Raw genomic sequence first — 11,367 nt, 5'->3', positions numbered from 1 at the left:
ACAATTCGTTGTATGAGCCCGGTACGTCGGGGGGAAACCCTGCCGATCCACAACCGCATCCGCGTCCTGCGCGCGGAACGCGGAATGAGCCGCGCGCAACTCGCGGAACTCGTCGAGGTCAATCCCCAGACCGTCGGCGCCCTCGAACGCGGCGACCACTACCCGAGCCTCGACCTCGCCTTCCGCATCTGCGACGTCTTCGGCCTCCCGGTCGAAGCCGTGTTCTCCCGCACCGAGTTCGGGCCGCTGTCCACCGAGGTGTACCGAATCCGCACCGCAACCGAAGGACGTGACGCACAGTGACCGAGATGCCCGTCCACGATGCCACTCTCCTCGAACGGTACGAGGCCTACCGCACCCGGCGCTTCCTGAGGAACGAGGAGAAGTTCCGGAACATGTTGCCGCGCTGGCGCACTCGACGACGCCGTCGCATCCTCGTCGTGGCCCTCGCCGCCACGTTCGTCCTCATGTTCACCGTGGGCGTGCTGTGCCACTTCTTCGAACGGGGACCACTGCTGTGGCTGCCGGCGTGCCTGGCGTTCTTCCCCCTGTGGATCTCACTGCAGATCGTCTCCGGCAGGCAGGGCGACGCCCCGCGCGCGGCACTCGACGAACGAGAGATCCAGGAACGCAACAGTGCTCGCTCGATCGCCCTGACCGTGACCCAGTCGCTGGTGATGATTCCGGTGCTCTATCTCGTCGTCGGCAGCGTACAGACCGACGGCATGCATCCCAGGATGGCCTATGCGGGCGGGCTCATGACGCTGACCGCGACGCTGATCGGCGGGTGCCTGCCCGCGATGATCCTCGCCTGGAACAGTCCCGATCCCGACGAAACCGACTGACGCAGAGAACGACCCGAGGAAGACGGAGGAAACGTGACGCTCACGATCAACGGTGTCTCGAAACGATACGGCGACGTCGTCGCACTCGACGACGTCACCTTCGATGTGCGACCCGGGGAGTTGTTCGGCTTCGTCGGCAGCAACGGCGCCGGGAAGACCACCACCATGCGGATCGTCCTCGGTGTCCTCGCCGCCGACTCCGGCGAGGTGCGGCTCGGCGGCCGGCCCGTCGACCTCGACGTGCGCCGCACCATCGGGTACATGCCGGAGGAACGCGGGCTGTACCCGAAGATGAAGGTCGGAGCGCAACTGTCGTACCTTGCTCACCTGCACGGACTGTCACGATCCGAGGCCGACGCCGCCGTCGCACGATGGACGAGCCGGCTGGGCATCGCCGAGCGCGTGGACGACGCCGTCGACGCGCTCTCCCTCGGCAACCAGCAGCGGGTCCAGCTCGCGGCCGCCCTGGTGCACGATCCGAAGGTGCTGGTCCTCGACGAGCCGTTCTCGGGCCTGGACCCCGTCGCCGTCGACGTCATGAGCGACGTGCTGATCGAGAAGGCCGAAACCGGAGTGCCGGTGATCTTCTCGAGCCACCAACTCGACCTCGTGCAGCGGCTCTGCCACCGGGTCGGGATCATCTCCAAGGGAACGATGCGCGCCGTCGGCACCGTCGACGAGCTGCGCGGCCACGGCGCGGCCCGGCTCGAGGTGCACGCCCCGCACGCCCCCGAGGGCTGGGCCGCCGACCTGCCCGGCGTCACCACCGTCGCCCACGGCGGTGGCCGCACCGTTCTGCTGCTCGGGAAGGGCGCCGACGACCAGCAGATCCTCCGGGCCGCCCTCGCCACCGGTCCCGTGCACGAATTCTCCGTCCATCGCCCGACGCTGACCGACCTGTTCCGAGAGGTGGTGGCCGCGTGAGCGCCCCGCTGAGTCCCGTCCACGCCGTGGCCCTGGTGGCCCGCCGCGAGTTCCTCACCCAGGTCCGCAAGAAGAGCTTCCTGATCAGCAACGCGATCGTCCTGCTCGCCATCGTCGGCGGCATCGTCGCCGTGTCGCTGTTCGCCGGCGCCGACGAAGCCGCCACCGTCGGCGTCGTCGGCGACCCGGCGCTCGGCGCAACGATCAGCGCGATCGGGGACGCCACCGGCAGCTCCGTCGACGTCTCCGAGGTCCCCGACGCCGGGGACGGTCGCGACCGGGTGCGCGACGGCGAACTCGACGTCGCGCTGATCCCGGGCCCGGGAGGTTCGGTCACGGCCGTCGCCGAATCGGAGATCGATCCGGCCCTGCGCGCGACGATCGACACGGCCGTCGCGCAGCAGGCCCAGGTCGACGCCCTCACCGCGCGCGGCGTCGACCCGTCGGCGCTGGCGGCGGACACCGCCCGCGCCACCGTGACCGTCGAAGCGCTCGATCCCCCGGACCCGGAGCAGGGGCAGCGCACCACCCTGGCGATCGCCGCGGTCGTGCTGCTGTACATGCAGATCATGATGTTCGGCATGTACGTGGCGATGGGCGTGGTCGAGGAGAAGTCGTCGCGCGTGGTGGAACTGCTGCTGTCGACGCTGCGCCCGCTGCAGCTGCTGTGGGGCAAGATCGTCGGCATCGGCGCCGTGGGGCTGCTGCAACTCACCGCATACGGAGTGGCCGGGGTCGGTGCCGGTCTCGCGACCGGGACGCTCACCGTGACCGGCACGGCCCTGGGCACGCTCGCCGGCACCCTGGGCTGGTTCGTCCTCGGGTTCGCGTTCTTCGCGGTCCTCTACGCCGCTGCCGGGTCGATGGTGTCCCGGCAGGAGGACGTGAACGCCACGGCGTCGCCGCTGATGGTGCTCATCGTCGCGATGTTCTTCGCGGCCTTCTCCTCGGTCGACGACCCCGAGTCGACGTGGAGCACCGTGCTGAGCTGGATCCCGCCGTTCTCGGCGATCCTGATGCCGCTGCGCATCGCTGCCGGCGTGGCGACACCGCTGCAGATCGTCGGCACCATCGTGCTGATGCTGCTCGTGACCGCCGCCCTGAGCGTGCTCGGGGCGCGGATCTACCGCCGGTCCATCCTGCGCATCGGCCGCGTCGTCACGTGGAAGGAAGCCGTGGGCGCGTAGCGGCGGTGTGTCCTTCGGGAGGCTGGAGGCGCCCGAAGGACACACCGCTAGGGTCGTGCCATGGCCCCCAGGATCTCGGCGCAGGAGTTCATCGACAGCGTGCTCGACGCAGGCAGCTTCCACTCCTGGGACACCGCCCCCGTCGACGTGCACCCCGACGAGCAGTACCGTGCGGAGCTCGAGGCCGCGGCGGCGAAGTCCGGGGTGGACGAGTCCGTGATCACCGGCGTCGGAACCGTGCACGGCCGGCGCATCGCGGTGATCGCCTGCGAGTTCGCCTTTCTCGCCGGATCGATCGGGGTGGCGGCGGCCGAGCGCATCGTCCTCGCCGTGGAACGCGCCACGCGGGAGAAGCTGCCGCTGCTCGCCTCCCCCACGTCCGGCGGCACCCGGATGCAGGAGGGCACCCTCGCGTTCGTGCAGATGGTCAAGATCGCAGCGGCCGTCACCGCCCACAAGGCCGCGCACCTCGGCTATCTCGTGTACCTGCGCAACCCCACCACCGGCGGGGTGTTCGCCTCGTGGGGTTCGCTCGGGCACGTCACCGCCGCGGAACCCGGTGCCCTCGTCGGCTTCCTGGGACCCCGCGTCTATCAGGCGCTCTACCACGAGGACTTCCCGGAGGGCGTGCAGACCGCCGAGAACCTGTCCCAGAAGGGCGTGATCGACGGGGTGGTGCCCCTCGCCGCGGTCCGCCAGCTCGTGCACCGGATGCTCCGCGTGCTCACCGAGCCGACGACCGTCGACGCGTCGGCGGGTCCCGCGGTCACCTCCGCCGCCGCCGTGCCCGACGTTCCGGCGTGGCAGTCGGTGATGCTCTCCCGCCGGCGGGATCGTCCCGGCATCCGGCAGTTGCTGCGGCATGCGGCATCCGCGCAGGTTCCGCTGTCGGGCACCGGGCAGGGCGAGTCCGACCGCACCGTGCTGGTCTCGCTCGCCCGGTTCCGCGGCGCGTCGTGCGTGCTGTTCGGTCAGGACCGCAGCGGCCAGTCCGCGGCCCGGACGATGGGTCCGGGCGCGCTGCGTGAGGCGCGGCGCGCGATGCGGCTGGCCGACGAGCTCCGCCTTCCGCTGGTGCTGGTGATCGACACGCTCGGAGCCTCGTTGTCGAAGGAGGCAGAGGAGCGCGGACTCGCGCCGGAGATCGCCCGCTGCCTGGCCGACCTGGTGACTCTGCCGACCCCTACGGTGTCGGTGCTCCTCGGACAGGGCACCGGCGGCGGCGCCCTGGCGCTGCTGCCCGCCGACCGGGTGCTGTGCGCCCAGAACGGCTGGCTCGCCCCGCTGCCGCCCGAAGGCGCCAGCGCGATCGTGCACCGCGACACCGCGCACGCCCCGCAGATGGCAGCGGCCCAGGGCATCCGCTCCCGGGATCTGCTGCGCGACGGTGTCGTCGACGGTGTGATCCCCGAGTTCCCCGACGCCGCGGAGGAGCCCACCGAGTTCGCCAAACGCGTCGGGGCCGCCGTCGCCCGCGAACTCGGCGTGCTGGTCGGTCAGGACGCGACGCTGCGGTACCGGCGGCGGCTCGAGCGCTACCGGAAGCTGGGCCTGCCCCGGTAGCTGCCACCCCGCTCACCGACGCCGAGGCGCCGCCCGGCGCACCGGCCGAACGGGCAGTGCCTTCCGGCGGGGAATCTCGAATAGGGTGGTCGGCGTCACAAGCTGTGGTCAGAGAGGATGCGAATCGATGAGCTCGTACGCGGAGGCCTTCCGGCAGAGCGTGGAGGATCCCGAGGGATTCTGGCTCGAGGCGGCCCGCGCCGTGGACTGGGTGGCCGCGCCGACGCGGGCCCTCGACGGCTCGCAGGCACCGTCGTTCCGCTGGTTCCCCGACGCCACGCTCAACACCAGCTTCAACGCCCTCGACCGGCACGTGCAGGCCGGGCACGGCGACCGGCCCGCTCTGATCTGGGATTCGGCGATGGTCCCCGCCAAGCACACCTACACCTACGCCGAGCTGCTGGACGAGGTCGCGGCATTCGCCGGGGTGCTGCGCGATCAGGGCGTCGTCGCCGGGGATCGCGTCGTGATCTACATGCCGATGATCCCGGAGGCGGCGATCGCGATGCTCGCGTGCGCCCGCATCGGCGCCGTGCACTCGGTGGTGTTCGGCGGGTTCGCCGCCAAGGAGCTCGCCACCCGCATCGACGACGCCCGGCCCGTTCTGCTCGTCACCGCCTCCGGCGGACTCGAACCGGGTCGCACCGTCGAATACCTGCCGATGGTCGACCAGGCGCTGTCGCTGTCGCAGACCCCGCCGCACACCGTGATCGTCAAGAACCGGGAGATGATCCCGGGCACGGCGGCCGACTACAAGACCTCCCTGGCCACGTGGTTCGACTGGGACGAGCTCGTCGCCGACGCGGCCCCCGCCGAACCGGTGACCGTCGCCGCCACCGACCCGCTGTACATCCTCTACACCTCCGGCACCACGGGGAAGCCGAAGGGCGTGGTGCGCGACAACGGCGGGCACGCGGTGGCCCTGACCTGGTCGATGCGCAACATCTACGACATCTCCCCCGGCGACGTGTGGTGGACGGCCTCCGACGTGGGCTGGGTCGTCGGCCACTCGTACATCGTCTACGGCCCGCTGCTGATCGGCGCGACCACCGTGATGTACGAGGGCAAACCGGTGGGCACGCCGGATGCCGGTGCGTTCTGGCGGATCATCAACGAGAACGACGTCGTCGCGTTGTTCACCGCCCCCACCGCGATCCGCGCGGTCCGCAAGGCGGACCCCGAGGCGAAGGAGCTGGAGAACTACGACATCTCCTCCCTGCGGACGCTGTTCGCGGCGGGCGAGCGGCTCGACCCGGACACCTACGAGTGGGCGACGAAGGTGCTCGACCGGCCCGTCGTCGATCACTGGTGGCAGACCGAGACCGGATGGGCCATCGCCGCGAACCTGCGCGGACTCGAGCCCCTGCCGATCAAGGCCGGCTCGCCGACGGTGCCGGTGCCCGGCTACCGCCTCGACATCGTCGACGCGGAGGGTAAGCCGGTCGGACCGAACACCGAGGGCAACATCGTGATCGCGCTGCCGCTGCCGCCGGGCACCCTGACCGGACTGTGGCAGGACGAGGACCGCTACCGGCGCTCGTACCTGGAGACGTTCCCGGGCTACTACCTCACCGGCGATTCCGGCTACGTCGACGAGGACGGCTACGTGTTCGTCCTGGGCAGGTCGGACGACGTCATCAACGTCGCCGGTCACCGCCTGTCGACCGGAAGCATGGAGGCCGTCGTCGCGTCGCATCCGGCCGTCGCCGAGTGCGCGGTCGTCGGCATCCGCGACGAGCTCAAGGGTCAGCGGCCGTCCGGTTACGTGGTGCTCAAGTCCGGTGTCGAGATCGATCCGGAGACGCTGCGGCAGGAACTCGTGGCGATGGTGCGCGAGCAGATCGGCGCGGTGGCGACGTTCCGGGACGTCACCGTGGTGCAGGCCCTGCCGAAGACCCGCTCCGGCAAGATCCTCCGCAAGACGATGCGGCAGATCGCCGACCACGAGCAGTACACGGTGCCGTCGACGATCGAGGACCCGTCCGTGCTCGAGGCGCTCGAGCAGCAACTGCGCGGATAACCGCTCGCCCGCCGGTCATCCGCTTTTCCGATCGTCACAGCGGATGACTGGGGGCCGAGCGGCTGCGATGGACGGCTCGCCGGAGTCGCTCCACGACCACGTCGAACCGGAACAGTTCCGGCCACGTCCACCGCACCACCTGCAGCCCCAGGTCACGCAGCGCGTCCTCGCGGTGCTTCTCGGCGCGCACGTCGTCGACGGTGCCGTACTTGACCATCCCGTCGAATTCGCCGACGAGGCCCCACTGCTCCCAGAAGAAGTCGACGCGCGCGACGAACACACCGCCCGGGGTGTGGATCGTCCGCTGCAGGACCGGGACCGGGAGACCCGCGTCGCGCAGGCGCAGCCGGCTCAGGGACTCGCCGGGGCTTTCGCTCCGGGCGTCGAGGAACCCGACGACGCGTCGCGCCGCGGCGATCCCCGCGCGCGGCGCGTCGAAGTGAGCTCGGAAGTCGAGGTCGGGATATCGGCGCAGCGCGCTGTCCCCGACGACGACGGCCTCCTCCACGGGCAGCGTTCGCGCCAGGTCGACGACGGTGCGCGCCGGTGAGGTGACCCGCACGCCGTCGAGCTGCACGACGTCGCCGCCGAGCACCGCCGCGTGCACGTAGCGCGTTGGGCCCCGGCGCCCACCGGCGGAGCGCCCGTTGGTGGTGTGGATCAGAGCGAGATCGGTCTGCCACACGTCGAATTCGTGCAGGACCGCCGCGGAGATGTGGCTGATCGCGGCGGCCGGACGGAGTCCGGTGCCGACGGTCCGCGCCAGCAGTCGGTGCCGCCCGACGTCGTCGAGGAGCTGCACGCCGTCGGCGTCGAGATACACGCCCGGGGTCAGGCGCTGGAGTTCCCCGCGTCGCACCGCGCGCCGCAGCTCGGCGTCGGTGTGTCCCGCGGCCAGTGCGGAACGTCGCAGCAATGGTTCGGTCACCGCTTCAGCGTGCCGCGACGGTGACGGGAACGGGCCGCTCGTGCCACCGAACGGCCGAATCTGTGGATGGAACGCCCACCTGTGGACAACACCCGCTTCGCACACAGTCATCCGCTGCGACCGTCGTCGCAGCGGATGACTGTGTAGTGAGCGGATGTCAGCGTCGGCGACGGCGCCGCACCACCGCCCGCACCGCGAGCGCGGCCACCACGCTGCCGACGACAGCGGCGACGATCTGCGGTTTCTCGGCAGCGGTCTGCTTGGCGGCTTCGACCTTCTCGTGGGCGGCGGCCTTGGTGCGTGCCGGCACGTCCACGCGCTGCGCGAGTTCGTCGACGGTTGCGGCGAGCTCGGCGCGCTGCTGCTCGACGGACGGTACGGGTTCGGGACCGGTCATCGCACATGCTCCTTCACGGTGTTCACGTCCTTGCGGACACTCTCCGCCGTCTCGCTGGGCACCGGTGGGGCCGAGTTCTTGGCCCGCGACGCGCCGACAGCGGCCAGGGTGCCGCCGACCGCCAGGACGATCAACGAGACGATCAACGCGGCCAGCCACGGGGAGAGCACGGTGGCGAGCCCCAGGATCGCGGTCGCGATGAGGGCGCCGACGCCGAGGTAGATCAACATCAGCCCGGCGCCGGCGACGCCGACGCCCACGCCGACGCGGGTACCCTTGGCTTTCACCTCGTCGAGGGCGTGGGTGACCTCGGTGCGCACGAGGGTCGGCACCTGAATGCTGAGCCGCTCGATCAGTTGCGCGGTGGACAGTTCGCTCGGGTCCGTGGCACTGTGCGTGCCGCCGGGGGACGCGGTCATCGTCGAGTCCTTTCCGTGTCGTGCGACGTCTGGGGCCGGTCTGTCGCCCTCCGCATCGTCGGCGCCTTCGCGGCCCGACGCGGCGTGCGCGAGCCGGAGTTCGCGGCCGCGCTCGATGTCTTCCTGCCGCTTCTCCTCGTTCTTCTCGATGTTGCGGGTGTCCCGGGGCGGCAGCTGCAGCGTCTCCTCCGCCTCGATACCGGCCTGCAACTGACGTCCGCGCTCGAGCTCGGCGTCGAACTCCGCGCCGAACAGCAGCGCGAGGTTGGTGATCCACAACCACAGGAGGAAGACGATCGCGCCGGCGAGCGAGCCGTACGTCTTGTTGTAGCTACCGAAGTTGGAAACGTAGAAGGCGAACGCGAGGGACGCCACGATCCACGTGACGATCGCGATGGTCGCGCCCATGCTGATCCAGCGGAACTTGGGCTGCGACACGTTCGGCGTCGCGTAATACAGAACCGCGATGATCATGATCACGAGCAGCAGGATGACCGGCCACTTCGCGATGTTCCAGATCATCACCGAAGTCTCGCCGAGCCCGATCACGTCTCCCACGGCCCGGGCGATGGGACCGCTGACGACGAGCATGAGCGCCGTCGCGCCCATTGCGATCAGGGCGAGCGCGGTGATGAGGAGCATCCAGGGCCGCAACTTCCAGATCGGTCGCCCCTCCTCGATCTCGTAGATGCGGTTCATGGCCCGGCCGAACGCACCGACGTAGCCGGAGGCCGACCACAGGGCGCCGGCGATACCGAGGATCAGAGCCAGGCCCGCGGTCGGTGCCTGCACCAACTGTTCGACGGGGCCGCGCAGCGTGTTCACCGCGTCGGTGGGCCCGAGGTCCTCGACCAGTTGCAGCACCGTGTCCACCGTCGTCCCCCCCTGGCCGAACACGCCGAGGAGCGACACGACCACGAGGAGAGCGGGGAACAGCGACAGGACGGCGTAGTAGGTGAGGCCGGCGGCGAGGTCGGTGCACTGATCGTGACTGAACTCGCGAGCGGTCTTGCGCAGCACGTACTTCCACGACGGTGTGGTCAGGTCGGTCGGCGAGTCGGGCTTGCGCGAATCGTCGGCCGGGGCCTCCGACCCGTCGCGGACCCGGTGATCTGCGGTCATGGTTCCCGATGTACCCGTGGCACGGACGGACCAAACGCCACGGCCGGCACGCGACCGCCGCCGGTGCGGTGTGCCGGGCCCCCGGACCGCGGCGGAGCGTGGTGTGATCGAGCGATGCGGCGCCTCGACGATCCGACCTGCCCGGCCCGTCCACTCGACGACGACGAGCTGCGGGCCCTCTACGCCTACCCGCCGGACCTGTCCTCCCCGTGGCTGCGGGTGAACTTCGTGTCGTCCCTCGACGGTGCCGTCGCCGTGGAGGGACGCTCGGGTGGGCTCGGCACGCCGTCGGACAAGAAGGTGTTCGGTCTGTTGCGGGCGCTGGCCGAGGTGATCGTCGTCGGCGCGGGCACGGTCCGCAGCGAGAACTACGGCGGCGCCCGCACGAGCGGGGGACTGCGCGCGCGCCGCGCCGAGGCGGGGCTGCCGGAGATTCCGCCGGTCGCGGTCGTCACCGCGACGTGCGACCTCGACCCCGACTGCCGCTTGTTCACCGACACCACCGTCGCGCCGGTCGTCCTCACGTGCGAGACGGCACCGGAGGAACGCCGCCGGGCCCTCGCCGCCGCCGGTGCGGACGTGCGACTGGTCGCCGAGCACTCGATCGACGGGCACGCGGTGCGGGACGCCCTCTCGGCGGCGGGCTGGAGTCGTGCGCTGTGCGAGGGCGGGCCACGGCTGTTCGGTCAGCTGATCGCCGACGGCGTGGTCGACGACCTGTGCCTGACGTTGGCGCCGCTGCTCGCCGCCGGCCCGGCGGGCCGGATCGCCACCGCCCCGCGGACGGCGCCGACGTCGATGCGGCCCGCCCACATCCTCGCCGACGACGACGGCACCGTGCTCACGCGGTGGGTACGCGGGACGTGACAGGCAGGAGTGTGCGCACCACGTCGAGGTCACCGTGGGTCCGCAGCACCGGTGCGACGCGGTCCAGCAGACGGGTGAGCAGGTCCCGAGCCGGGATCCGGGCGCCGGTGTGCACATCCACCGCCGGACCCTCGAGACCGTACCGGGCGGCACTCCACACCGCCGCCGCACCGACCTCCGGTTCGACGGCCTGCGCCTCGACACCACGGCGCAGATCGTCGAGCGCCGCGCCGACCAGACCCCGGACCAGGGCGGCCTGCACGACCGTGCCGTCCACCGTGGCCGCGGTGTCGGCCGCGCGGATCTCCACCGTCGGCACGTGCACCGACGGCCGGGCAAGCCAGAAGGTCATCCGCGAGTCGAGCAGCACCCCGGCGCCGACCAGGCGTGCGACGAGGTCCGCGGCGTGCTGGGCCGAACGCAGGTACGGGGGCAGGCCGAAACCGGGAAACCGGCTCTGTTGCACGATGCGCCAGCTCGCGTATCCCGTGTCACGCCCGTCGTGCCGCCGGGAGTTGGCCCCGAGCGCGACGAGGGTGGGCAGCCACGGGGTCAGATGGTTCACCACGGCGGCCGCGGTGTCCCGGTCGGCGACGCCGACGTGCACGTGGCAGCCGCAGGCATGGTAGTCGTCGACCAGCGCGCGGTACCGGTCGGCGATGGCGGCCCGGCGCCCCGTCCCGACGACGGTGCCGGGGCCGGCGTCGCGTTCGGGCACCCCGGTGGCGGCAATGCGCATCCCGCAGCGGAGGGCGGCACCGTGGAGGGCGGACCGGGACGCGGTCAGCTGGGCCCGCAGGTCGTCGAGGGTTCGGCACACCCCGCCCACCGCCTCGATCTGGGTCGGGTGCAACTCGCCGACGAAGTTCACCCCGGGCACCTGCGGAAGCTGTTCGTACAGGGCGTCGAACCCCGGTGTGGGACGGCCCGACGCCGGGTCCACGAGCAGGAACTCCTCCTCCACGCCCATGGTGACGCCGTCGCCCGGATCCGGGCGGGAGGTTTCGGAGTTCATGGTTGCGGGCTACCCGTTGCCGCCGGCGACGACACGCCGGCCGGTACAGTCCGGACAGCATCCGGCGGAAGGAGTTCCCC

11 protein-coding genes are annotated in these 11,367 nt (G+C 71.1%); 7 read left to right on the top strand and 4 right to left on the bottom strand.

The window, feature by feature from the left end:
* The first annotated feature begins 12 nt into the window (after positions 1–12).
* The 6 genes from F1734_RS07085 to F1734_RS07060 all read left to right on the top strand — a co-directional run bounded on the left by F1734_RS07085 (position 13) and on the right by F1734_RS07060 (position 6,539).
* A complete protein-coding gene (locus tag F1734_RS07085; RefSeq protein ID WP_010593119.1) occupies positions 13–303 on the top strand; it encodes a helix-turn-helix transcriptional regulator in 291 nt (96 codons plus the stop codon).
* Positions 300–845, top strand: coding sequence for a hypothetical protein (locus F1734_RS07080; protein ID WP_017679388.1), 546 nt, complete (start codon positions 300–302; stop codon positions 843–845). Before F1734_RS07085 ends, F1734_RS07080 begins: the two co-directional genes overlap by 4 nt.
* A 33-nt stretch (positions 846–878) precedes the next feature.
* Entirely contained in the window at positions 879–1,769 is an 891-nt protein-coding gene (locus F1734_RS07075; protein ID WP_203011468.1) for an ABC transporter ATP-binding protein, read from the top strand.
* Positions 1,766–2,956, top strand: a complete 1,191-nt coding sequence (locus tag F1734_RS07070) for an ABC transporter permease (protein WP_203011467.1) — start codon at positions 1,766–1,768, stop codon at positions 2,954–2,956. The genes F1734_RS07075 and F1734_RS07070 overlap by 4 nt, the downstream gene beginning before the upstream one ends.
* Positions 2,957–3,016: 60 nt before the next feature.
* The gene (locus tag F1734_RS07065; protein WP_017679386.1) at positions 3,017–4,519 is read left to right on the top strand and encodes a carboxyl transferase domain-containing protein; all 1,503 of its coding nucleotides are present in this window, start codon (positions 3,017–3,019) and stop codon (positions 4,517–4,519) included.
* A 127-nt stretch (positions 4,520–4,646) separates the two neighbouring features.
* Entirely contained in the window at positions 4,647–6,539 is a 1,893-nt protein-coding gene (locus F1734_RS07060) for a propionyl-CoA synthetase (RefSeq protein ID WP_010593124.1), read from the top strand.
* Between the two features lie 34 nt (positions 6,540–6,573).
* Here F1734_RS07060 and F1734_RS07055 read toward each other — a convergent pair whose 3' ends face one another.
* The 3 genes from F1734_RS07055 to F1734_RS07045 form a co-directional block, all read right to left on the bottom strand.
* Positions 6,574–7,467: a hypothetical protein gene (locus F1734_RS07055; RefSeq protein WP_010593125.1), complete on the bottom strand. Its 894-nt coding sequence runs from the start codon at positions 7,465–7,467 to the stop codon at positions 6,574–6,576.
* Positions 7,468–7,624: 157 nt separating this feature from the next.
* Positions 7,625–7,864: a DUF3618 domain-containing protein gene (locus F1734_RS07050; RefSeq protein ID WP_010593126.1), complete on the bottom strand. Its 240-nt coding sequence runs from the start codon at positions 7,862–7,864 to the stop codon at positions 7,625–7,627.
* Entirely contained in the window at positions 7,861–9,405 is a 1,545-nt protein-coding gene (locus F1734_RS07045) for a YhjD/YihY/BrkB family envelope integrity protein (protein WP_010593127.1), read from the bottom strand. Before F1734_RS07045 ends, F1734_RS07050 begins: the two co-directional genes overlap by 4 nt.
* 114 nt (positions 9,406–9,519) lie before the next feature.
* Between F1734_RS07045 and F1734_RS07040 the strand changes: the two genes are divergently transcribed.
* Positions 9,520–10,272 carry a pyrimidine reductase family protein gene (locus F1734_RS07040; RefSeq protein WP_010593128.1) on the top strand — a complete coding sequence of 251 codons (753 nt, stop codon included), beginning with the start codon at positions 9,520–9,522 and terminating at the stop codon, positions 10,270–10,272.
* Here F1734_RS07040 and F1734_RS07035 read toward each other — a convergent pair.
* A complete protein-coding gene (locus tag F1734_RS07035) occupies positions 10,247–11,287 on the bottom strand; it encodes a carboxylate-amine ligase (RefSeq protein WP_010593129.1) in 1,041 nt (346 codons plus the stop codon). The genes F1734_RS07040 and F1734_RS07035 overlap by 26 nt on opposite strands.
* Between the last annotated feature and the right edge of the window lie 80 nt (positions 11,288–11,367).

Source organism: Rhodococcus ruber (assembly GCF_016804345.1).
In the GTDB taxonomy this organism is placed as follows: Bacteria; Actinomycetota; Actinomycetes; order Mycobacteriales; family Mycobacteriaceae; genus Rhodococcus; species Rhodococcus ruber.
Note: the sequence above shows the minus strand (reverse complement) of the source record. Positions and strands in the feature narration are given on the sequence as shown.